Raw genomic sequence first — 21445 nt, 5'->3', positions numbered from 1 at the left:
GCGGCGGGCTCAGGCGTCGCCGGGCAGCAGTGCCTGCGGGAGTTCGCGGAAGGCCCACGTGCCGCGGGTGCGGGTGAGCGTCCAGACGAGGTCGCAGCGGTCGGGCCAGGCGGCGGGGACGCCGATGACGCGGTGCGCGCCGAGGGCGTGGACCAGGCGGGGGATCCCGGCGGCCTCCCAGCACACGAGTACGGGCGCCCGGGCTTCCAGTACGGCCCGCGCCAGCCCCGCTTCGGCGCCGAGCGCGAACTGCGAGCGTACGGGGACCCGCAGGGCGGCGGCCAGGGGCGCCAGGGTCTGCCGGGACCGGGCGGGGGCGGTCCGCGGCCCGCCGGTCGCGTACAGCGCGGCGGGCCGGGGCAGCCGGGCACTGTGGGCCGGGCCGAAGAGCCGGGGCAGCTCTTCCGCGCGGCGGCGGCCCCGGCCGGCGAGGAAGCCGGGATCCTCGTTGCCCTCGTCGTCCTCGCCGGTGGCTCCGGCGAAGGGTTTCTCCGCGTGCCGGATCACCATGACGAGGGCGTCCTTGTCGGCGGGCCGGCCGGGGGCGGGGCCGGGCGGCTTCCGGCGGGTCGCGTTGTCCTCGGCCGTGCAGCCGGCCGCGGCCAGGCCGGCGAGGGCGGCGGCCAGCGCGGTGCGGCGGCGCGGTCCGGACCCGGCGGGGGCTTGGGGCATGGGGTCCACTGAACCCCACGCACCGGACCGGGCCGGGGCACGGCACGGCGTACGGCCCGTACGAGCGCCCGGTCGGCGGATCGGGTCAGCCGATCGGCCCAGGGCGGCCCGTACGGGAGCGGGGTGGGCGCTCAGGCCTTGCGCAGGGCGCGGAGCCACTCCTTGTTCATCGCGGCGATCGACGGCAGCGGGATCCCCTTGGGGCAGGCGGTGGCGCACTCGCCGGTCAGGGTGCAGCCGCCGAAGCCCTCGTCGTCCATCCGCGCCACCATGTCCAGCACCCGCGTCTCGCGCTCGGGCGAGCCCTGCGGGAGCACGTTCAGGTGGTTGACCTTGGCGGAGGTGAACAGCATCGCGGAGCCGTTGGGGCAGGCCGCGACGCAGGCGCCGCAGCCGATGCACTCGGCGTGTTCGAAGGCGGAGTCCGCGGCCGGCTTGGGCACGGCGGTGGCGTGCGCCTCGGGGGCGGAGCCGGTCGGGGCGGTGATGTAGCCGCCGGCCTGGATGATCCGGTCGAAGGCGCTGCGGTCGACGACGAGGTCCTTGACCACGGGGAAGGCCGAGGCCCGCCAGGGTTCGACGTCGATGGTGTCGCCGTCGGCGAAGGAGCGCATGTGGAGCTGGCAGGTGGTGGTGCGTTCGGGGCCGTGGGCGTCGCCGTTGATGACGAGGCTGCACGCGCCGCAGATGCCCTCGCGGCAGTCGTGGTCGAAGGCGACCGGGTCCTCGCCGCGCAGGATGAGGTCCTCGTTGAGGGTGTCGAGCATCTCCAGGAAGGACATGTCCTTCGATATGCCGTCGACCTCGTAGGAGGCCATGGCGCCGGGGGCGTCGGCGTTCTGCTGGCGCCAGACGCGCAGGGTGAGCTTCATGCGTAGCTCCGCTGGGTGGGGTGGACGTACTCGAAGACGAGGTCTTCCTTGTGCAGGACGGGGGCGGTGCCGGTGCCCTGGTACTCCCAGGCGGCGGCGTAGCCGAACTCCTCGTCGCGGCGGGCGGCTTCGCCGTCGGGGGTCTGGGACTCCTCGCGGAAGTGGCCGCCGCAGGACTCGGCGCGGTGGAGGGCGTCGAGGCACATCAGCTCGGCGAGTTCCAGGTAGTCGACGACGCGGTTGGCCTTCTCCAGCGACTGGTTGAACTCCTCGCCGCTGCCGGGGACCTTGATGCGCCGCCAGAACTCCTCGCGGATCTCGGGGATGCGGGCGAGTGCCTTGCGCAGGCCCTCCTCGGTGCGGGACATGCCGCAGTACTCCCACATGAGTTCGCCGATCTCGCGGTGGAAGGAGTCGGGTGTGCGGTCGCCGTCGACGGCGAGCAGCTTGGCGAGGCAGTCGCGGGTCTCGCGGACCGCGGCGGCGGCCTCGGGGTGGCTGTCGTCGACCGGCTGGGGGTGCGGGTGGCGGGCGAGGTAGTCGTTGATGGTGGAGGGGAGCACGAAGTAGCCGTCGCCGAGGCCCTGCATCAGGGCGGAGGCGCCGAGGCGGTTGGCGCCGTGGTCGGAGAAGTTGGCCTCGCCGATCGCGAACAGGCCGGGGACGGTGGTCTGGAGGTCGTAGTCGACCCACAGTCCGCCCATCGTGTAGTGGACGGCCGGGTAGATCCGCATGGGGACCTCGTACGGGTCCTCCGCGGTGATCCGCTCGTACATCTCGAAGAGGTTGCCGTACTTCTCGGCGACCTTGTCGCGGCCCATGCGGCGGATGGCGTCGGCGAAGTCGAGGTACACGCCCTGGCCGCCGGGGCCGACGCCGCGGCCCTCGTCGCAGACGTTCTTCGCGGCGCGGGAGGCGATGTCGCGGGGGACGAGGTTGCCGAAGGAGGGGTAGATCCGCTCCAGGTAGTAGTCCCGCTCGGCCTCGGGGATCTCGGCGGCGGGGCGGGTGTCGCCCTTGGCCTTGGGGACCCAGATGCGGCCGTCGTTGCGCAGGGACTCGCTCATCAGGGTGAGCTTGGACTGGTGGTCGCCGGTGCGCGGGATGCAGGTGGGGTGGATCTGGGTGAAGCAGGGGTTGGCGAAGTACGCGCCGCGCCGGTGCGCCCGCCAGACGGCGGTCGCGTTGGAGTTCATGGCGTTGGTGGAGAGGTAGAAGACGTTGCCGTAGCCGCCGGTGGCCAGGACCACGGCGTCGGCGTAGTACGTGTCGATGCTGCCGGTGATCAGGTCGCGGGCGACGATGCCGCGGGCCACGCCGTCGACGGTGATCAGGTCGAGCATCTCGGTGCGGGCGTGCAGCTCGACGTTGCCGGCGGCGATCTGCCGGGACAGCGCCTGGTAGGCGCCGAGCAGCAGCTGCTGGCCGGTCTGGCCGCGGGCGTAGAAGGTGCGGGAGACCTGGACGCCGCCGAAGGAGCGGGTGTCGAGGAGGCCGCCGTACTCGCGGGCGAAGGGTACGCCCTGGGCCACGCACTGGTCGATGATCTCCACGGAGATCTGGGCGAGGCGGTGGACGTTGGACTCGCGGGCGCGGAAGTCGCCGCCCTTGACGGTGTCGTAGAAGAGCCGGTGTACGGAGTCCCCGTCGTTGCGGTAGTTCTTGGCGGCGTTGATGCCGCCCTGGGCGGCGATGGAGTGGGCGCGGCGCGGGGAGTCGCTGAAGCAGAACTGGACCACGTGGTAGCCCTGCTCGGCGAGGGTCGCGCCGGCGGCACCGCCCGCCAGGCCGGTGCCGACGACGATCACGGTGTGCTTGCGGCGGTTGGCCGGGTTGACCAGCTTCGCCTCGAAGCGGCGGCGGTCCCAGCGTTCGGCGATCGGGCCCCCGGGGGCCTTGGTGTCGCGGACGGGGTCGCCGGTGGTGTAGGCGGCGTACTCGGTGCGGTCGCCGTTCTCGGTGTGGGTTCCGTTCTCCGTGTACGTGTCGTTCTCGGCGTACGTTCCGTTCTCGGTGCTCATGGTCAGCTCACCACTCCGGTCATGACGGCGACGGGGACGGACACGAAGCCCGCGAAGAGGACGAGGGCCAGGACGTCGGCCAGGGACTTCAGGGTCCGGTCGCGCCGGGCGTTGCCCGCGCCGAGGGTCTGGGCGGCGCTCCAGAAGCCGTGGCGGACGTGCAGGCCGAGGGCGGCCATGGCCACGATGTAGACGGTGTTGCCGTACCAGGTGGAGAAGGTCGACAGGACGTTCTCGTAGGGGTGGCCGGCCCAGGCCCGCTCGTTGACGGTGAGCGTGGTCAGGTCGAGGAGGTGCCAGACGATGAAGAGGCCGAGGATGATCCCGCCCCAGCGCATGGTGCGGGTGGCGTAGCTCGCGCGGCGGCGCTTGCGGGCGTACTTGACCGGGCGCGCCTTGATGTCGCGGCGGCTGAGCTGGTAGGCGCAGACGGCGTGGGCGACGACTGCGGCGACCAGGACGACGCGGACGATCCACAGGGCCCACTCGTGGTGCAGGAAGGGGGAGCCGAGGGTGCGCAGCCAGTGGGCGTAGCCGTTGAACTCGTCCGCCCCGAAGAAGATCTTCAGGTTGCCGAGCATGTGCGCGACGAGGTAGCCGAGCATCACCAGGCCCGATGCGGCCATCACGGACTTCTTGCCGACGGTGGAGTCCCAGAGCGTGCGCGTGGTGGACGGCCGTCGATCCGTCCGCGTTGCCAGAGCCATGCCGTTGACGGTAAGGACCAAGGTCCCGAGAGGTCCAAGACATGGTGGAGCTGATCGCGATAGGCAAAGCCTATGGGTGGCGTTAGCCTGGGGGCATGCAGTTCCAGCAGCTGGTCTATTTCGTGGCCGTCGCCGAGACGCGGCACTTCACGCGCGCCGCCGAACGGGAGCACGTGGCGCAGCCTTCGCTGTCCCAGCAGATCAAGGCGCTCGAACGGGAGCTGGGCGCCGAGCTGTTCAGCCGGGCGCGCGGGAACATCGCGCTCACGGACGCGGGCGAGGCCCTGCTGCCGCTGGCGCGGCGGATCCTCGCGGACGCGGACACGGCGCGGCTGGAGGTGCAGGAGCTGGCGCAGCTGCGGCGCGGCCGGGTGCGGCTGGGGGCGACCCCGAGCGTGTGCACCGGCCTGCTGCCGGGGGTGCTGCGGGCCTTCCACGCGGCGCACCCGGGCATCGAGCTGCTGATCGAGGAGAGCGGCTCGCTGGACCTGGTACGGGAACTCGCGCGCGGGGTGCTGGACCTGGCCCTGATCGCGCTGCCGCTACCGCCTTCGGCCCCCTCCCTGACCACGGTGGAGCTGCTGACGGAGGACCTGGTGGTGGTCTCGTCCGCGGACCTCCCGCCCCCGGCGGGCGGCGGGGAGCCGGCCATCGCCGACCTGCGCGGGGAGCCGATGGTGATGTTCCGCCACGGCTACGACCTGCGGGACCTGACGGTGGCGGCGTGCCGGGCCGCAGGGTTCGAGCCGGTGTTCACGGTGGAGGGCGGGGAGATGGACGCGGTCCTCGGCTTCGTCCGGGCCGGGCTGGGCATCGCGGTGGTCCCGGCCATGGTGGTGGAGCACGCCGGGCCGGGCCTGCGCGCCACCCGCCTCGCGGGATCCCCGCTGCGCCGCACCATCGCCCTGGCCCACCGCACGGACGTGGCACCCCCACGGGCGGCCCGCGAACTGAAGCGCATGCTGGTAGGCGACTGACCGCCCGGCCGGCGCCCCGCGCCCGAACGGGCGCGCTCCTCACGGGGGCCGGGGGCCGGACCGTGGGGCCGGCGGCCGGGGCCCACGACCAGGAGCCGGCGGCCGGGGCCCACGACCAGGAGCCGGCGGCCGGGGCCCACGACCGGGGGCCGGGGCTGAGCGGCCCGGGAGCGGGCCGAGCGCCGGCCGGTTGCCGTGGCGCTCCAACGCCCCCACCAGTTCGGTGACATACCTGGCGACCCTGCGCTCGCCCGCCTCCGCGGACCGGCTTTTCGGCGGTCCCGTCCGCCGGTGTCAGGAGGGTATGAGCGGGCCCAGGGTCCGGTCGAGACCGTCGGCCAGCATGGCGAAGGCCCCGTCCGCTTCGGCGACGGCCGCGGGGTAGGCCGCGTCGGCGCTCTGGCCGGCGGAGATCCGGCGCCAGTTCTCCCGGCCCAGCTCGTGGCGGACGGTCACCAGGTGCAGGGCCGCCAGCCGTGCGGGGAACGGGGGGACTTCCTCCGCCTCCAGGGCGGCCGCCAGGGCTTCCACCTCGCCTGCCGTGTAGTGGGCGATCCGCGTCTGCAGGCTGGCCGTGGAGTACAGCAGCTCCTGGAAGGCGAGCACGTTCGGGTGGTCACAGAGGCCGGTGATGGGGTCCCGCTCGGCGAGTGCCGCCAGGAAGTGCTCGTGGACCGCCCGGACCGGGGTCAGGCCCTCCGGACGCTCGCGCACGATCCGGGCCGCCTCGTCCTGGTGGTCGGCGAACCGGTCGAGGACCAGGTCCTCCTTGCTCGGGAAGTACCGGAACAGGGTGGGCTTGGACACCTCGGCCGCCGCGGCGACGTCGGCCACCGACACGGCGTCGAAGCCGCGTTCGAGGAAGAGTTCGAGTGCGGTGGCGGCCAGCTGCTGCCGCGTACGTGCCTTCTTGCTCTCGCGCAGTCCCGTGCGCGAACCCGTGATGTTCTCCATGCCCCCACCGTACCACAAAACAATGACCCAGTTAATTTCGTGACCCGGTTGCTTTTTTGCCCGGGTCGCGCTTTCCTTGGTTCATCGAGCGATTCGGCACCGAGGAGAGGACACTCCGATGAGCGACGTACTGATCGTGGGTTGCGGCCCCACCGGACTCACGCTGGCCTGCGACCTCGCCCGCCGCGGCATCCCGGTCCGCGTGCTCGACCAGCGGCCCCGTCCGCACCGCGAGTCCCGCGGCAAGAGCCTCAACCGGGACGGCCTCGACGCGATGGCGGATCTGGGCTTGCTCGGCCCGATCTCCGAGGTGGGCCGGGAGCTGGTGCTGCGCAAGTACTTCGACGGGGCACGGGTCGAAGACACGCGGCTGAAGGACATCCTGTTCCTGGGCCAGTGGCAGATCGAGGACGTCCTACGCGCACACCTCGCCTCCCTCGGCGTCCGGGTGGAGCACGGTGCCCGGGTCACCGGGATCGAGCAGGACCCGCAGGGGGTGACCGCGCGGCTGGCGGACGGCGGCTCGGTCCGCGCCGGGTACCTCGCCGGCTGCGACGGAGGCCGGAGCACGATCCGGGGGCTCCTCGGGATCGCCTTCGAGGGGACCTCGGAGGAGACCGGGACGATGGTGCTGGGCGACGTGACGGCCCCGGACCTGAGCCGGGACGTCTGGCACCAGTGGTTCACCTCGGACGGCGGGGCCGTGATGCTCTGTCCGATACCGGGGACGCCGGTGTTCCAGCTCCAGGCCTCACCCGAGAGGGACGCCGACGGCGAACCGGTGCCGCCCTCGCTGGAGGGCTTCCAGCGGCTCTTCGACCGGCACGCCCGGATGAAGGGGATACGGCTCGCCGGAGCGTCCTGGCTCTCCGCCTGGCGGGTCAACGTCCGCATGGCCGACCGGATGCGCGTGGGCCGGGCCTTCCTGGCCGGGGACGCGGCCCATGTCCACTCGGTGGCCGGCGGGCTCGGGATGAACACCGGGATCCAGGACGCGATGGCCCTGGGCCGGACGCTGGGCGCGGCCCTGACCGGGGAGGCCGGGGCGCCGGCGCTCGACGGGTACGAGGCCGAGCGGCTGCCGGCGGCCGCGCGGCTGCTCGCCGACACCTCCGAGCGGCACCGGCGGGTCCTGGCCGCGGTGCGCGAGCCCGGTCGGGGAACGGAGGCCGGACTGGGCTGACCCGCCAGGACCCCGGGCGGGACCCCGGGCGGGACCCCGGCCGGGGGCCGGCCGGCTCAGGGGGTGGGGACCGCGTCCGAGAGGGTGAGGGCGTGGATCCGGTCCGGGGCGCCGGGGCGGGCGTAGTACCAGCCCTGGGCGGTGTCACAGCCCAGGGCCCGGAGCTGGGCCGCCTGGGCGCCGGTCTCCACGCCCTCCACGGTCACCGCCAGTTCCAGGCTGTGGGCCAGGGAGACGATGCCCTCCACGATCTTGACGTCCACGGGGTCGGCCGGCTGCTGCTGCATCCCCTGGGTGAAGGAGCGGTCCAGCTTCAGGACGCTGACCGGGAGGCGGCGCAGGTTGGCCAGGTTCGAGTAGCCGGTGCCGAAGTCGTCGAGGGCGATGTCCACGCCGAGCGCGGCAAGCCGGCGCAGCGGTTCGAGGAGCTCGTCGTCGGCGCCGATCAGGGCAGACTCGGTGACCTCCAGGCACAGGGCGCCCGGGGCGAGCCCGGAGGCCTCCAGCACCCGGACGGTGTCGGCGACCAGGCCGGGGTGGTGGAGCTGGGTCGGCGAGAGGTTGACGTTGACGCGCAGGGCGGCCCCGCCGTGCTGGCGCTGCCAGTTGCGGGCCTGGCGGACGGACTCCTCCAGCACCCAGCGGCCGAGCGGCACGATCAGCCCGGTCCGCTCGGCGAGCGGGATGAACCGGTCCGGGCCGAGCACCCCGTACTGGGGGTGCGACCAGCGCACCAGCGCCTCCGCGCCGTGCACGCTGCCGTCGTGCATGTGCACCAGGGGCTGGTACTCGATGAAGAACTCGCCGCGCTCCAGCGCCGCCGGCAGGGCGTTGGTCAGGCCGTGGCGGGTGATGGCCCGGGCGTCGGCCTCCGCGTCGGCGAACTCGAAGCGGTTGCCGCCGGCCGCTTTGGCCCGGTACATGGTGATGTCGGCGCTGCGCAGCACCTCCGCCGGGGTGCGCTCCCCCGCGCGGCCCTCGACGATGCCGATGCTGCCGCGCACCGACAGTTCCCGGCCCTCCAGCCGGATGGGGGTGGAGAGCGCGGACAGGATGCGCACCGCGAGGTCGGTCACCTTCTCTCCGGGGTCCTCGCCGGTGCCGCTGGCGGGGCTGGTGGTGAGGGCGACGAACTCGTCGCCGCCGAGGCGGGCCACGACCTCGCCCGGCCCGGTGGCGCAGCTCTGCAGCCGGTCGGCGACCTCGACGAGGAGCCGGTCGCCCGCGGAGTGGCCGAGGCTGTCGTTGACCGTCTTGAAGCCGTCCAGGTCGAGGTAGCACAGGCCGAAGCGGCTGCCGGGGGCGCCGCCCAGGGCCTTCTCCAGCCGCTCGAAGAACAGCGTGCGGTTGGGCAAGCCGGTCAGCGCGTCGTGGGTGGCCTCGTAGCGCAGCCGGAGGTTGAGCAGCCGGCGTTCGGTGGTGTCCTCCATCAGGGCCAGCTGGTACTGGGGCACTCCGTCGGCGTCGCGCAGCAGGGACACCGTCAGGTTGGTCCACAGCACGGTGCCGTCGTGGCGGTAGTAGGGCTTCTCGACGCGGTAGTGCTCGCGTTCCCCGCGCACGAGCTCCCCGTACATCCGCCAGACGTGCGGGGTGTCGTCGGGGTGGCCCCATTCGCTGACGTTGCGGCTGCGGACGTGGCCCTCCAGGCCGCCGAACATCTTCAGCAGGGTGTCGTTGACCTCCAGGACGTTGCCGTCGAGGTCGGCGATGCCGATGCCGACGGCCGCGCCCTCGAAGACCGCCCGGAAGCGCTCCTCGCTGGCGTGCAGGGCCTGCTGGGCGTCGCTGCGGGCGGTCAGCGCGGAGCGGGCGATGGCCTCCTGCTCCCGCAGGGTGCGCTCGCGCAGCGCGCGGGCGAAGCCGGCGGCTATGCCGTGCTGGAGCCGGGCGCAGCGGGAGCGGTACTCCTCCTTGCCCTCGGTCCCTGCGCCGTCGGGCCCGCAGTAGAGCACGAGGTAGGACTCGACCACCCCGAGGGTGCCCGCGAGCGCCTCCGGGTCGGTGCAGTGCACGGCGACGAGCTCGGCGCCCACGCCCTGGGCGACGCCCGCGTCGAAGGGGCGGGCGTGCAGGGCCTCGGTCAGGGTCCGGGCGAGGGGGACGAGGTGCTGTTCGAACTCGGGGCGGGTCAGGGAGGTCGCCGTGACGGGGAAGATCGCCCGGCCCCAGATGGTGGCGAAGCGGGCGATCCGGTCCTCCAGGCCGCTGCGCAGTTCACGCACCGACGCCCGGCCCTGGGGCGGGCCGGGCTGCTGGGCGGGGTCCGGGGTGGCCTGCGGGGGCACCCGCCGTCCGGCGGCCCCCGCCCCGGCGGGGGCGGAGCCGGCACCGGGAGCGGGGGCGGGGGTGCCGTGGGCGGGCGTCGCGGAGGCGGGGCCGGCCGGGCGCGGGCCGGCGGGCGGCGGCGTCGGGGCGGGGAGTCTCACGCCTTGCGTCCCACGCCGCCGTAGCCCGAGAAGGCGTACGGATCCTCGGGCGCCTCGCCGTCCGCGAGGGGTCCGGTGTCCTCGGGGCGCCAGTCGGGCATGGACACCAGGCCCGGCTCCAGCAGCTCGAACCCGTCGAAGAAGCCGGTGATCTGCTCGTGGCCGCGCATGACGAGCGGGTTGCGGATGTCGCGGTAGACGCCGACGGCGCCGCCCGCGACCTCCTCGGTGAGCGGGATGCCCTCGTAGGAGGCGTGGGTGAGGATCAGCATGCTGCCCGGGGCCAGGGCGTCGCGCAGCTCGGCGACGGCCTCGTACGGCCGGTCGGTGTCCTCCAGGAAGTGCAGTACGGCGACGAGCAGCAGCGCGACGGGCCGTTCCAGGTCCAGCAGCCGGCCGACCTCGGCGGAGCCGAGGATGTCCTGCGGCTTGCGCAGGTCCGCGGGGACGACGCCGGTGCGGTCGTCCCCGGCCAGGACGGCGCGGCTGTGGGCGACGGCCACCGGGTCGTGGTCCACGTAGACGACGCGGGCCTCGGGGCTGGCGTTGCGGGCGATCTCGTGGACGTTGCCGAAGGTCGGGATGCCGGAGCCGATGTCGAGGAACTGAGTGACGCCCTCGGCCACGGCGTGCCGGACGGCGCGGCGCATGAAGGCCCGGTTGGCCTGCATGATCTTGGGCAGGCCCGGCATGAACTCCATGGCGCGGCGGGCGGCCTGGCGGTCGACCTCGAAATTGTGGGAGCCGCCCAGGTAGTAATCGTAGATGCGGGACACACTGGGCACCGATATGTCGATGCCTGGCGGGGCCCAGGCGGGGCGTTCCATCGGGGTCTCCAAGCCTCGTCGTGCCGTGGTCGGACTGCTGTCCGAGCCGAATGTACTGATCATTTCCCAACAGGGCGAGCAAAAGCGGAAATTGGCGGTCCGTTCTTGGTCACACACCAAAGGCACGTGCGGCCCCCGCCACCTGCGAAGAAGAAGCCGACAAATACCATTTGAGATTTCGACCGCGAACTCTGCGAAGCGGTCCCCAGCTGGCTCAAACATCTATGCTCCACACTCCACCCGATCAGGCGAACCGGTACCGGGCCTCGCGTGCGCGGGCGCGCGCGGGCCCATGCTCCCGGGGTGAACAGAGCCTTAGCCAGACGCATGCTGGCGATCCCGGTCCTGCTGTGGGCATCCCTTTCCGCCACACCGGCCGTGGCCGATAGCTGCGCCTACGCGACGGTCGGCACCGCCGACGGGACGGGCGTCGTCGAGCTGTACGCGTACGCCGGAAGCGGCGGCGGCGGCGGGGCCGGCCGGGGTGGCGGACATCACGGCGGCCACGGCCACGGACACACCTGCGGCCACCGCGGCAAGGGCCACGCGCACGACTGCCCGCCGCCTCCCCCGCCGTGCCCGCCCAAGCCGACACCCAAGCCGCCGCCCCCACCGCCTCCGCCGCCGCCCACTCCGCCGCCGAAGCCGCCGCCGAAGCCCACTCCGCCACCGCCGCCGAAGCCGGCCCCCGAGCCGCCCCGGCCGGCCCCGGCCCCGCCGCCACCGCCCGCACCGGCCCCGAAGCCGCCGGCGCCCGCGCCGCCCCGGGTGTACAAGACGCCCGCGCCGCCCCCGCCCGCGCCCGAGCCGCCGCCCCCGCCGACGCCGGCCCCCGCGCCCAAGCCCAAGCCCGTCGCCCGCCCCAGCTACCACACCCCCACCCGCAAGCCGGTGGAGCACCACGTCTCCCCGGTCACCTTCACCCTCATGACCGCCGCCCCCGCCGTGCTCGCGATCGTCGCGCTGCGCCCGCGCTAGGCCGCACCCACCGCTCATCGATTGGGAGTCATCTTGTCGGAATGGCTCGTCCTGTCCCTCGCGATGGCCGCGGCGTGTGCCGTGGTGCTGTCCATCGCCTTCTTCAACCACCGCAGGATCGGCGAGGACGACGATCCGAACGAGACCCCGGACGTCATCGAGTACATGACGATGATGATCGGGGTGATCTACGCGATCGTCCTGGGCCTGGCGATCGCGGGCGTCTGGGAGGGCCGCGGGGCCGCCCAGGAGTACGTGCGCCAGGAGGCGCAGGCCCTGCACGAGATCAGCGTCCGCTCCCAGGTCTACCCGGCCGAGGTGCGCGGGAGGATCCGCGCCGACGTCGACGCGTACGTGACCTACGTGGTCGACACGGAGTGGCAGCGGATGGCCGACGGCGAGGACGTCACCGAACGCAGCGGGGAGCTGCTGGAGAAGATCCGCCGCGACGTCACCGACTACGTGCCGCAGACCGACCACGAGGGGCAGGCGTACCAGCCGCTGGTCGACCAGGTCGCGCTCGTGGACGACGCCCGCAACGCGCGCGGCCAGAGCGCCGGGGCCACCATGCCCGGCGTGGTGTGGTTCGGGCTGATCGCCGGGGCCCTGGTCACGGTGGGCCTGATCTTCACCCTGCAGATCCGCCGCTCCTTCCGCGAGATGCTGCTGGCCGGCCTGTTCAGCGCGCTGATCGCCTTCCTGCTCTTCCTCATCTGGGACTTCGACTCGCCCTTCGGGCGCGGCATCTCCGCCACCGCAGAGCCGTTCCTCGCCCAGTTCCCGCACCTGGACCTCAAAAGCTGAACGGGCGCCCGCTCCCGGGAAACCGGGAGCGGGCCCGCCGTCGCCGGTTCGGCCTACGGCCGTGCCCCATTCGCCCGCTCCTGATCGCGGGTCACCGGCCCGGCGCCTAGCGTGGCGGACAACGAGGTGCACGACCCCCACCTGCGCAAACGCTGCGCGAGTGCGCCTCGGGATCCGGAGGACCGACCATGAGTGCGATACGCGGCTCCGCCACCGCCCTGCTCAGCGCCGGCGCCCTCATCGCGCTCGGCGCGTTCTGCGCGCCCGCCGCCATGGCCCCCGGGACCCCGCCCGCGGCTCCGGCTCCGCAGGCCGCGCCCGCGACCTCCTTCGCCTTCGCGCTCATCCCGTCGACGGTCGCCCCCGGCGGCCAGGTGACCCTTTCGGTCAGCGACTGCGACGCCGCGTACGCCACCGCCTCCTCCGGCGTCTTCGACACCGTGAGCATCCCGCGCGGCCAGACCGTCCGGGTCACGGTGGACCGGGACGCCCGGCGCGGAGCGCTGTACTCCGTCACCTTCACCTGCAACGGGGAGAACGGCTCAGCCGACCTCACGATCACCGGCGCCACGTCGACGCCGAGCACCAGCTCCACCACCGGCGTCCGCCGCACCCCGTCCGCGGAGCCCACCCTCGGAGTCAGGCCGCGGGCCACCGCCACGGCCACCGCCCCCACGGCCACCGCCACGGCCACTCGCGCGGCCACCCCGCCCCCCAAGGCCGTTCCCACCGCCGTGCGCACCGCCCCGGCCGCCCGGATCACGCCCACCGCGCGCGCATCGGCCCCGGTCTCGGCCCAGCGCAGCACCCCGGCCGCGCTCGGCGTGCGCGGCGGCCTCGGCGGCAGCGTGGCCGGGATGGACCCCGTGGAACTGGGGGCGGGTGCCGCGCTCTTCGCCGCCGCCGCGGGCGGGACCGCGTACGCCGTGCGCCGGCGCCGCCCGGCCCGCGGCCACTGACCCCGCACCCCGGCCGTGGCACCGGCCGGCCGCCCCGGGTCCGGGACCCGGGGCGTACCGTGGCCGCGGCCGACGGGGCGCGTCAGCCCCGGGAGCCGACCGGACGGCGGCGGCGGATCACGTGCGCGCCCGCGCCGAGCGCGGCGGCGCCGACGAGGCCGGCGCCGATGGCCGTCTCGGCGGTGGACGGGCCGAAGGAGCCGCCGAGGCCGCCCTGTGCTCCGTTGCCCGGCAGGATCGTGAACCGGTGCGTTGCGACGAGGCTGTTGTCGTGGCACTTGACGGACAGCGTGTGGTGGCCCGGCGAGGCGTGGTTGAAGATCCGGACGGTCGCGAAGCCGATGGAGCCGGCCGAGAGGTTGGTCTGCGGAAAGTTGCCGTTCGACCAGACCGTGCCGCCGTGGCCGCAGCCGGCGGCGCTGACCTGCATCGAGGCGCCCTGGTGCACGGAGTACGGGTTGACGGTGACGTTGCTGGGCCCGTTGCCGCCGCCCTGCGGCGAGTTCGCGGTGGCGAACGGGGCACTGAGACCGATCGCGGCGCAGGCAGCCGCCGTCACGGTGAGAGCGCGCAGAACACGCATGATGGAACCTCCAGCGGGAAGCGCCCCGGAGCGGTGGTCCGGGCAGATCGACGAGAACGCCTCCCATCACGAACCCTCGGGCCACCGCGCAACCAGCGCATTTCCGACTTTGGGCCGCCCGGTTGAGCGACACGCCGAAGCCCGCACTGATCATCTGACGGATCCGCAGGTCATGAGCCGTCAGGCATTTATGTGACGAATACCTGGATGGACGCACCCCGACCGGACGCGACCACCCGTTCGCCCTTCCCCGATCGCCGTCCCGGGCGTGCACCCTTAGCGTGCGTGAAGAAGGGCGTACCGGGGAGGGACTGGAACGCGGGTCGGGACCCCCGCGTCGGGAAGGGAGAGCCATGACCGAGGACGAGTGCGAGCAGCGGCCGAGGAGACGCTCCCCCTGGGGAGTGCTCGCGCTGGTCATGCTCAGCGGCCTCGCCATGATGAGGAACGGGGCCAACGCCGGGGAAGGCCCGCCGCAGCCGGCCGCCGCGGCGGCCGTCGCGCGCGCGGAGCACCTGCCGGCCCAGGCGCCCAGGCCGCCGGCGGACCTGGAGGTGCTGGAGCACTCGTCGGTGCAGCGCATCCGGATTCCGGCGATCAACGTGGACGCGCCGGTGATGGCGGTCGGCCTGGACGCGCAGGGCTGGATCGACGCCCCGCCGCCACAGGACCGCAACCTGGCGGGCTGGTACCTCAACGGGATCTCGCCGGGCCAGCAGGGCTCCGCGGTGATCGTGGGCCACGTGGACAACGCGCAGGGCCCGGCGGTCTTCTACGGCCTCGGCTCGCTCAAGCCGGGGAGCCGGGTGGAGGTGGAGCGCTACGACGGGCGGACCGCGGTCTTCGAGGTGTACGGCGTGGAGGTGTTCTCGAAGGACGCCTTCCCCGGCTCCCGGGTGTACGGGGACACCGGCCACCCGGAGCTGCGCGTGATCACCTGCGGCGGCAGCTACTCCAAGGCCAAGGGCTACGACGGCAACGTGGTCGTCTTCGCCCGGATGGTGGCGGCCCACTGACGCGGCGCTCCACCGTCCGGCCCGCACCCCCGGCGGGAGCGGGCCGGACGGCCGGCCTCAGCGGGTCGGCAGCGTCATCCGGTAGCCGCGCCCCATCAGCTGCGGCAGGTACGCCTCCAGCGCCCTGACGGTCTGCGAGCGGTCGCCGCCGGCGTCGTGGTTCAGCACGACCACCCCCGGCCCGGCGCCCGACAGCACCCGGGAGATGATCGTTGCGCTCCCGGGCTCCTTCCAGTCGAGGGTGTCCACGGTCCAGGCGAACGGCTCCATGTTCAGCTCGGCGCCGATCTCGAAGGCGGCCCGGTTCCACGCCCCGTAGGGCGCCCGGAACCACAGCGGGGCCTGCCCGGTGACCTGGTGCACGACCTCGCTCGTGCGCCCGATCTCGGCCTCCAGGGCGGACCGGGAGAGTCTGGGGATGAGCGGGTGCGTCCAGGTGTGGTTGCCGATGACATGGCCCTCGGAGGCGATCCGGCGCAGCAGGTCGCGGTTCTCGGTGGCCATCTCCCCGCAGACGAAGAACATCGCCCGGACCCCGTAGCGGGCGAGGGTGTCGAGGATGGCGGGGGTGTAGCGGGGGTCGGGGCCGTCGTCGAAGGTGAGCACCATGGCGTTGCCGGTGTCCGGTCCGGCGGGCAGTTCCAGGATGGGCCGGGTGCGGACGGCGGGCTTGGCGGCGGCGGGGGGCCCGGCGGGCGCCTCGGCGGTCATGGGCCGCAGCCGGTAGGACTTGTCCGGGGGCCCTGCGGGGCGCAGGCCCGGGGCTCCCGGGGCGGGCGCGGGGGTGCCGGGCGCGGGGGCGCCGGCCGTGGCCCCGCCCTGGGGGCCGTCCTCGCCGGCGCTGAGCAGTCCGGAGGCGGCGGCGATTCCGAGGAGGACGGCGGTACGCAGGAGCACGCGTCGTCCCACTGTCGGCTCGTCATTTTTCATTATTACTACGTATCAACGCCATCGCCGGAGATGTCGAGAGGCGCGGACGCACCCCACCGCCGTCACCCCCTCGGACCAGCCGCCCCGCTGGTCAGCCCTGTCGCACCAGGGGGAACGGCAGCGTCTCGCGGATGGTGAGGCCCGTGAGGAACATGACCAGCCGGTCGACGCCGATGCCGAGTCCGCCGGTGGGCGGCATCGCGTACTCCAGGGCGTCGAGGAAGTCGTTGTCGAGTTCCATCGCCTCGGCGTCGCCGCCCGCCGCCAGCAGCGACTGGGCGGTCAGCCGGCGGCGCTGCTCGACGGGGTCGGTCAGCTCCGAGTAGGCGGTGCCCAGTTCGGTGCCGAAGGCCACCAGGTCCCAGCGTTCGGCCAGCCGGGGGTCCTCGCGGTGCTGCCGGGTGAGCGGGGAGACCTCGGTCGGGAAGTCCTTGTAGAAGGTGGGCAGCTGCGTCCGCTCCTCCACGAGCCGTTCGTACATCTCCAGGACCACGTCCCCGCGGGTGTCGTCGGGGCCGTGCGGGACGCCCGCCCGGTCGCACAGCACGCGCAGCACGTGCTCCTCGGTGTCGGCGTCGACCTCCTCGCCGAGGGCCTCGCTGATGGCCCCGTACATCGTCTTGACCGGCCAGGGCCCGGAGATGTCGTGGACGACGAGCTTGCCGTCGGGGCCGGCCTTGTGCGCGACCGGCGAGCCGAAGGCGGCCGTGGCGGCGCCCTGGATCAGCTCCCGGGTGAGGTCGAGCATCACGTCGTAGTCGGCGAAGGCCTGGTAGGCCTCCAGCATCGTGAACTCGGGGTTGTGCTTGTAGGAGACGCCCTCGTTGCGGAAGGTGCGGCCCATCTCGAAGACCTTCTCCATGCCGCCGACGCACAGCCGCTTGAGGTACAGCTCGGGGGCGATGCGCAGGTACAGGTCGAGGTCGTAGGCGTTGATGTGGGTGCGGAACGGCCGGGCGTTGGCCCCGCCGTGGATCTGCTGGAGCATCGGGGTCTCGACCTCCAGGTAGCCGCGGTCCAGCAGCCCCTGGCGCAGGGCCTGCACGGCGCTGGAGCGGGCGCGTACGACGTCCCGCGCGTCGGGGCTGGCGACGAGGTCGAGGTAGCGGCGCCGGACCCGGGCCTCCGGGTCGGCCAGGCCCTTGCGCTTGTCGGGCAGGGGGCGCAGGCACTTGCCGGTGAGCTGCCAGGAGCCGACCACGACGGACGGCTCCCCGCTACGGCTGGCGCCGGCCTCTCCGGTGGCGACGACGTGGTCGCCGAAGTCGACCTGGGAGGTGAAGGCGTCCAGCACGCCGGGGCCGGACTCGTCGCGGGTGAACATCAGCTGGGCGTCGCCGGTCCAGTCGCGCAGCACGGCGAAGACCACGCCCCCGAGGTCGCGCACGACCATCACCCGCCCGGCGAGGGTGACCTGCTCGCCGGTGCGGGCGCCGGGGGTGCGGCCGGGGTGGGCGGCCCGGAGGGCGGCGGCGGTGTGGGTGCGCTGGGGGATTCCGACCGGGTAGGGGTCCGTTCCGGCGGCCCGGATGCGCTCCAGCTTGGCGTGCCGGACCCGGACCTGTTCGGGCATCCGCTCGGCGGGGGCCCGGTCGCCTTCCTCGCCGGCGAGGTCCAGGCGCAGCGAGTCGATGGAGGGCAGCGCGGCGGTGTTGGCGGGGGCGGTGAGGCCCCTGGCGTGGCCGTTGCCCCAGAGCTTGCGCATGCTGGGTACGGAGACGAAGCCCTCGGCGATGCCGGAAGCGAGGCTGACCCGGGCCAGTGAGCCGGCGTCCTGGTAGCACAGGAAGCGCGGGTACCACTCCGGGCCGTACTTGACGTTGGAGCGGTACAGGGCCTCCAGCTGCCACCAGCGGGAGAAGAACAGCAGCAGCCGGCGCCACAGTTTGAGCACCGGGCCGGCGCCGATCCGCCCGCCCTCCTCGAAGGCGGAGCGGAACACGGCGAAGTTGAGGGAGATGCGGCGCACGCCGAGGCCGGGGGCGGCCGCGCAGAGCTCGGCCACCATGAACTCCATGACCCCGTTGGGGGCGGCGCGGTCGCGGCGCATCAGGTCGAGGGAGATGCCGTCCCTGCCCCAGGGGACGAAGGAGAGCAGGGCGATCAGTTCGCCGCCCGCGTCGAAGGCCTCGACCAGCAGGCAGTCCCCGTCCTCGGGGTCGCCGAGCCGGTCCAGGGCCATGGAGAAGCCGCGTTCGGTCTCCGTGTCGCGCCAGTGGTCGGCCCGGTCCACGATGGTCCGCATCTCCTCCTCGGTGAGGGCCGAGTGGCGGCGGATGGCGGTGGTGGCGCCGGTCCGCCTGACCCGGTTGACGGCCTGCCGGGTGACCCGCATGTCGCGGCCGTCGAGGTCGAAGTGGGCGACGTGCAGGATGGCCTCGTCGCCGAGCTGGAGGGCGCTCAGGCCGGAGCGGGCGTACGCGGTCGCCCCGTCCTCGGAGGCGCCCATCACGGCCGGCTGCCAGCCGTAGCGGCGGGCGACGCCGAGCCAGGCGTCGATGGCCGGGGTCCACGCGCCCGGGTCGCCCACCGGGTCGCCGCTGGCCAGGCAGACCCCGGCCTCCACCCGGTAGGTGACGGCGGCCTTGCCGTTCGGGGCGAAGACGACGGCCTTGTCGCGCCGGGTGGCGAAGTAGCCGAGGGAGTCGGCCCGTCCGTAGGCGCCCAGCAGCGCCCGGATCCGGGGCTCCTCGTCCCCGTGCAGGGCGGCGGTCAGCCGCTGCGAGCGGAACAGGGTCGCGGCCGCGTTCAGCAGGGCGAGGGCGCCGAACAGGCCGAGCAGGAAGTAGAGGGGGCGGGGCGGGTGGCCGTCGAACTGCCGGGCGGAGAAGAGCCCGCCGAAGACCTGCTTGGCGGCCCAGTCCAGCCACTGCCCCTTGGGCAGGGTGCCGGGGAAGAGCGCGACGAGCGCCCAGCCGAGGAGCACCGCGGCGAGGAGCCCGAGGCCGAGCACCAGCATGGCCCGCCAGACGGCGCCGGGGCGCGAGGCCGCGTAGAACTCCTTGCGGGCGGCGACGAGGACGCCGAGGGCAGCCACCGCCAGGACCATCGAGGGACCGCCGACCCAGAAGTCCCCGTCGGCGATGATCAGCAGGTCGACCAGGATCAGCAGGGCCAGATAGGTGACGACGATCCACCAGGCGATCTTCTTGCGGGTGCCGAGCGCGGCGGCGAGGAGGAAGAGGAAGACGGCGTACGCGAGGTTCTCGCTGACCGGCACCACGAAGTCGTCGAGGAAGCGCACCACGGGCCGCAGCAGTCTGCGCAGCGTCGGGGACAGCGCCAGCAGCGCGCACACCAGGCCCAGGGTCCCGAAGAACGCCCCGGAGGCGTCCGGGACCCGGTGCAGGAAGCGGTTGCGGGTCCCCCGGGTCTCCTCCAGCGTGGCACTCATGCTTGGCACTGTAGGGAGGGCCGCGCGGGTGCGCTCGCCGAACCCGATAGCCTCGGGAGGGTGACGGAGCACGTGGACACGGGATTCGAGCGGGGCACCGACGGGCCGAAGGTGATCCTCGCCGGGGTTGACGGCTCGGAGTCCTCGCTGCGGGCGGCGGCCTACGCGGCGGGGCTGGCCCGGCGGCAGAACGCGCTGCTGGCCCTGGTGTACGTCCAGCCGGTGCTGGCCGCCGGGGCCGCCCTGGGCGCGCCGGTGGCGGACACGACCGGGGAGATCGCGGAGGGGCTGGTGGCCGAGATCCGGGCCTCGGCCGAGCGCCTCAAGGGCATCTTCGAGGTGCGCTGGCAGTTCCACACCTTCCGCGGCGACCCCTACGCGGGGCTGGTCGGTGCCGCGGAGGAGCTGCGGGCGGACGCGGTCGTGGTGGGCGCCTCCGAGCGGGCCGGCCACCGGATCGTGGGGTCGGTCGCGGTCCGCCTGGTGAAGGCGGGCCGCTGGCCGGTGACGGTCGTCCCGTAGGGGGTGCCGCGAAAGTCCTGCGCGGTGCCCGCAGTGCCCGCGATGCCCGCAGTGCCCGCGATGCCTGCGGGGCCCGCGATGCCTGCGGTGGCCTCGATGCCTGCGGGGCCCGCGGTGCCCGCGGCCTGCTCTACCCGGCGCGTTTGAGGCCGTCCTTGGCGGCGCCGCGGCTGAGGACGGCCTCGGTGACGGCCTCGTCGGCGCTCTCGTACTCCTCCTCGCCCGGGTCCTCGGCGAGGGCGGCGGGCAGGTTGACGACCCTGCCGATCGACAGGTCCATCATCTGCGGGACGAACTCGGCCCCGGTCACCCGCCAGCGCTGTCCGGCGGCGGCGGGCGGGGCGAAGGTGAAGCGGGCGATGGAGCCGTAGTTGCCGCGCATGTCGCGCGCGCCGGAGTGGTTGTACATCTCGCCGGCGACCTGGTCGCCCATCCCGTAGACGATCCAGGTCCCGTTGACCTTCTCGTAGGCCTGGGGGACGTGGGCGTGCGTGCCGAGGATCATGTCGATGTCGGGGCGTCCGCCGGTCTGCGAGGCGGTGAGCGCCCTGCCCAGCGAGAGCTGGGTCTCGTCCGGTCCGGTCTGCCACTCGGTGCCCCAGTGGATGCTGACCAGCACCACGTCCGCCCCTGCCTTCCGGGCCGCGCGGGCGTCCGCGAGGATCTCGTCCTGGCGCATCAGGTTGACCGCCCACGGCTGTCCGTCGGGCATGGGGTAGCCGTTGGTGTCGTAGGTGTACGCGAGGTGCGCGACCTTCGCGGAGCCGGCGGTGTAGAGGGTGGTCCGCGCCGCCTCGGCGGCGGTGCGGGCGGAGCCGGCGTGGCCGAGGCCGACCTTGTCGAAGCGGTCGAGGGTGCGCTTGAGCCCTTCGGCGCCGTCGTCCAGGGTGTGGTTGGAGGCGGTGGAGCAGCCGTCGTACCCGGCGTCCTTGAGGGCGTCGGCGACGCTGGGCGGGGAGACGAAGGCGGGGTAGCCGCTGAAGGGGCCGTCGTCCTCGCCGTAGATGGTCTCCATGTGGCACAGGGCGAGGTCGGCCGCCGTGACGACCGGTTTGACCTTGGAGAACATCGGCCGGAAGTCGTAGCCGTCGCCGCCCGCGTCGGCCGCCGCGCGCTTGATGACCGAGGTGTGCGGGAGTACGTCCCCGCTCGCGACCAGCGTGAACCCCCGGCCGGCGGACGGGGTGGCCGGGGCCGTTCCGGCGGGGGCCCCGGCGGCGCTGGAGCCGAGGCGGGCCGGGGTGCGGTCCCCGGTGGCGGAGCAGGCCGCCGCCGACGCCGGGAGCAGCAGGGCGGTCAGCAGGGCGAGGGCCCGCCGGGTGCGCTTGGTCATCTGTCCCAGCTCCCGTTCATAGGACTGTCGGATCAACCGAAATCCATAGGAGAAGGGCCTTCAAGTCAAGGAGCGGCACCGCCCCGCGGCCGTGCGCCACCCCGACGGCCGATGGCCGTTCGCCGCGCCGTTCGACCGTTCGTCGCCCGGCGCGGCCGCCCACCGGACGACCCGGGGCCTTGGGCGCAACGCCCCCGCCGGACAGTTCCCGGGCGGCTCCGTGCAGGTGAGGGTGAGGGGAACGCCGACAGCCCGGGCCCCAGGCCCGGGCCCACGGCCCGAGC

At 73.7% G+C, this 21445-nt stretch carries 18 protein-coding genes; 7 read left to right on the top strand and 11 right to left on the bottom strand.

Features of this window, described 5'->3' with window-relative positions:
* Window positions 1–9: 9 nt before the first annotated feature.
* The 4 genes from D1J60_RS30690 to D1J60_RS30675 form a co-directional block, all read right to left on the bottom strand.
* Window positions 10–672, bottom strand: a complete 663-nt coding sequence (locus D1J60_RS30690; RefSeq protein ID WP_241253641.1) for a hypothetical protein — start codon at window positions 670–672, stop codon at window positions 10–12.
* 131 nt (window positions 673–803) lie between these two features.
* Window positions 804–1544 (bottom strand): succinate dehydrogenase/fumarate reductase iron-sulfur subunit, encoded by a 741-nt coding sequence (locus D1J60_RS30685; RefSeq protein ID WP_125823325.1) that lies wholly within the window; start codon window positions 1542–1544, stop codon window positions 804–806.
* A complete protein-coding gene (locus tag D1J60_RS30680) occupies window positions 1541–3565 on the bottom strand; it encodes a fumarate reductase/succinate dehydrogenase flavoprotein subunit (protein ID WP_125823324.1) in 2025 nt (674 codons plus the stop codon). The genes D1J60_RS30685 and D1J60_RS30680 overlap by 4 nt, the downstream gene beginning before the upstream one ends.
* A 2-nt stretch (window positions 3566–3567) precedes the next feature.
* Window positions 3568–4272, bottom strand: coding sequence for a succinate dehydrogenase (locus D1J60_RS30675; RefSeq protein ID WP_125823323.1), 705 nt, complete (start codon window positions 4270–4272; stop codon window positions 3568–3570).
* Window positions 4273–4367: 95 nt separating this feature from the next.
* Between D1J60_RS30675 and D1J60_RS30670 the strand changes: the two genes are divergently transcribed.
* The gene (locus tag D1J60_RS30670; RefSeq protein ID WP_125823322.1) at window positions 4368–5249 is read left to right on the top strand and encodes a LysR family transcriptional regulator; all 882 of its coding nucleotides are present in this window, start codon (window positions 4368–4370) and stop codon (window positions 5247–5249) included.
* A gap of 294 nt (window positions 5250–5543) precedes the next feature.
* On the opposite strand, the gene D1J60_RS30665 is transcribed toward D1J60_RS30670, so the two are convergent.
* Window positions 5544–6203: a TetR family transcriptional regulator gene (locus D1J60_RS30665; protein ID WP_125823321.1), complete on the bottom strand. Its 660-nt coding sequence runs from the start codon at window positions 6201–6203 to the stop codon at window positions 5544–5546.
* A gap of 118 nt (window positions 6204–6321) precedes the next feature.
* On the opposite strand from D1J60_RS30665, the gene D1J60_RS30660 reads away from it, so the two are divergent.
* Window positions 6322–7386 carry an FAD-dependent monooxygenase gene (locus D1J60_RS30660; protein ID WP_125823320.1) on the top strand — a complete coding sequence of 355 codons (1065 nt, stop codon included), beginning with the start codon at window positions 6322–6324 and terminating at the stop codon, window positions 7384–7386.
* 56 nt (window positions 7387–7442) lie between these two features.
* Here the strand turns inward: D1J60_RS30660 and D1J60_RS30655 are convergent, their stop codons facing one another.
* Window positions 7443–9611, bottom strand: coding sequence for an EAL domain-containing protein (locus D1J60_RS30655; RefSeq protein WP_125824278.1), 2169 nt, complete (start codon window positions 9609–9611; stop codon window positions 7443–7445).
* 200 nt (window positions 9612–9811) lie between these two features.
* On the bottom strand, window positions 9812–10642 hold the full coding sequence (locus D1J60_RS30650) for an SAM-dependent methyltransferase (protein WP_125823319.1): 831 nt from the start codon (window positions 10640–10642) through the stop codon (window positions 9812–9814).
* Window positions 10643–11020: 378 nt separating this feature from the next.
* On the opposite strand from D1J60_RS30650, the gene D1J60_RS37500 reads away from it, so the two are divergent.
* The 3 genes from D1J60_RS37500 (at window position 11021) to D1J60_RS30630 (ending at window position 13383) form a co-directional block, all read left to right on the top strand.
* Entirely contained in the window at window positions 11021–11620 is a 600-nt protein-coding gene (locus D1J60_RS37500) for a hypothetical protein (protein WP_241253451.1), read from the top strand.
* A 33-nt stretch (window positions 11621–11653) separates the two neighbouring features.
* The gene (locus D1J60_RS30635; protein ID WP_125823317.1) at window positions 11654–12424 is read left to right on the top strand and encodes a DUF4239 domain-containing protein; all 771 of its coding nucleotides are present in this window, start codon (window positions 11654–11656) and stop codon (window positions 12422–12424) included.
* 188 nt (window positions 12425–12612) lie between these two features.
* Window positions 12613–13383: a hypothetical protein gene (locus D1J60_RS30630; RefSeq protein WP_125823316.1), complete on the top strand. Its 771-nt coding sequence runs from the start codon at window positions 12613–12615 to the stop codon at window positions 13381–13383.
* Between the two features lie 82 nt (window positions 13384–13465).
* On the opposite strand, the gene D1J60_RS30625 is transcribed toward D1J60_RS30630, so the two are convergent.
* Window positions 13466–13966: a hypothetical protein gene (locus tag D1J60_RS30625; RefSeq protein WP_125605488.1), complete on the bottom strand. Its 501-nt coding sequence runs from the start codon at window positions 13964–13966 to the stop codon at window positions 13466–13468.
* A 353-nt stretch (window positions 13967–14319) separates the two neighbouring features.
* On the opposite strand from D1J60_RS30625, the gene D1J60_RS30620 reads away from it, so the two are divergent.
* The gene (locus D1J60_RS30620) at window positions 14320–14982 is read left to right on the top strand and encodes a class F sortase (RefSeq protein ID WP_125823315.1); all 663 of its coding nucleotides are present in this window, start codon (window positions 14320–14322) and stop codon (window positions 14980–14982) included.
* A gap of 57 nt (window positions 14983–15039) precedes the next feature.
* Here D1J60_RS30620 and D1J60_RS30615 read toward each other — a convergent pair whose 3' ends face one another.
* Together D1J60_RS30615 and lysX are read right to left on the bottom strand one after the other, a co-directional pair.
* On the bottom strand, window positions 15040–15912 hold the full coding sequence (locus tag D1J60_RS30615; RefSeq protein ID WP_125823314.1) for a polysaccharide deacetylase family protein: 873 nt from the start codon (window positions 15910–15912) through the stop codon (window positions 15040–15042).
* Between the two features lie 91 nt (window positions 15913–16003).
* Complete coding sequence (gene lysX, locus D1J60_RS30610) at window positions 16004–19306, bottom strand: bifunctional lysylphosphatidylglycerol synthetase/lysine--tRNA ligase LysX (protein WP_125823313.1); 3303 nt, start codon at window positions 19304–19306, stop codon at window positions 16004–16006.
* A gap of 60 nt (window positions 19307–19366) precedes the next feature.
* Here lysX and D1J60_RS30605 point away from each other — a divergent pair, with 60 nt between their 5' ends.
* The gene (locus D1J60_RS30605; protein WP_125823312.1) at window positions 19367–19828 is read left to right on the top strand and encodes a universal stress protein; all 462 of its coding nucleotides are present in this window, start codon (window positions 19367–19369) and stop codon (window positions 19826–19828) included.
* A 130-nt stretch (window positions 19829–19958) separates the two neighbouring features.
* Here the strand turns inward: D1J60_RS30605 and D1J60_RS30600 are convergent, their stop codons facing one another.
* Window positions 19959–21161 (bottom strand): CapA family protein, encoded by a 1203-nt coding sequence (locus D1J60_RS30600; protein ID WP_125823311.1) that lies wholly within the window; start codon window positions 21159–21161, stop codon window positions 19959–19961.
* Window positions 21162–21445: the final 284 nt, after the last annotated feature.

The organism is Streptomyces sp. W1SF4 (assembly GCF_003950035.1).
Classification (GTDB): domain Bacteria; phylum Actinomycetota; class Actinomycetes; order Streptomycetales; family Streptomycetaceae; genus Streptomyces; species Streptomyces racemochromogenes.
The sequence above is the reverse complement of the archived record's forward strand: the minus strand, read 5'-3'. Positions and strand labels throughout refer to the sequence as shown.

Bases quoted from the DNA above. Each gene is read 5' to 3' on its own strand.
- D1J60_RS30690 (WP_241253641.1), bottom strand. From the start codon at position 672: ATGCCCCAAGCCCCCGCCGGGTCCGGACCGCGCCGCCGCACCGCGCTG.
- D1J60_RS30685 (WP_125823325.1), bottom strand. From the start codon at position 1,544: ATGAAGCTCACCCTGCGCGTCTGGCGCCAGCAGAACGCCGACGCCCCC.
- D1J60_RS30680 (WP_125823324.1), bottom strand. From the start codon at position 3,565: ATGAGCACCGAGAACGGAACGTACGCCGAGAACGACACGTACACGGAG.
- D1J60_RS30675 (WP_125823323.1), bottom strand. From the start codon at position 4,272: ATGGCTCTGGCAACGCGGACGGATCGACGGCCGTCCACCACGCGCACG.
- D1J60_RS30670 (WP_125823322.1), top strand. From the start codon at position 4,368: ATGCAGTTCCAGCAGCTGGTCTATTTCGTGGCCGTCGCCGAGACGCGG.
- D1J60_RS30665 (WP_125823321.1), bottom strand. From the start codon at position 6,203: ATGGAGAACATCACGGGTTCGCGCACGGGACTGCGCGAGAGCAAGAAG.
- D1J60_RS30660 (WP_125823320.1), top strand. From the start codon at position 6,322: ATGAGCGACGTACTGATCGTGGGTTGCGGCCCCACCGGACTCACGCTG.
- D1J60_RS30650 (WP_125823319.1), bottom strand. From the start codon at position 10,642: ATGGAACGCCCCGCCTGGGCCCCGCCAGGCATCGACATATCGGTGCCC.
- D1J60_RS30630 (WP_125823316.1), top strand. From the start codon at position 12,613: ATGAGTGCGATACGCGGCTCCGCCACCGCCCTGCTCAGCGCCGGCGCC.
- D1J60_RS30625 (WP_125605488.1), bottom strand. From the start codon at position 13,966: ATGCGTGTTCTGCGCGCTCTCACCGTGACGGCGGCTGCCTGCGCCGCG.
- D1J60_RS30620 (WP_125823315.1), top strand. From the start codon at position 14,320: ATGACCGAGGACGAGTGCGAGCAGCGGCCGAGGAGACGCTCCCCCTGG.
- D1J60_RS30615 (WP_125823314.1), bottom strand. From the start codon at position 15,912: ATGAAAAATGACGAGCCGACAGTGGGACGACGCGTGCTCCTGCGTACC.
- lysX (WP_125823313.1), bottom strand. From the start codon at position 19,306: ATGAGTGCCACGCTGGAGGAGACCCGGGGGACCCGCAACCGCTTCCTG.
- D1J60_RS30600 (WP_125823311.1), bottom strand. From the start codon at position 21,161: ATGACCAAGCGCACCCGGCGGGCCCTCGCCCTGCTGACCGCCCTGCTG.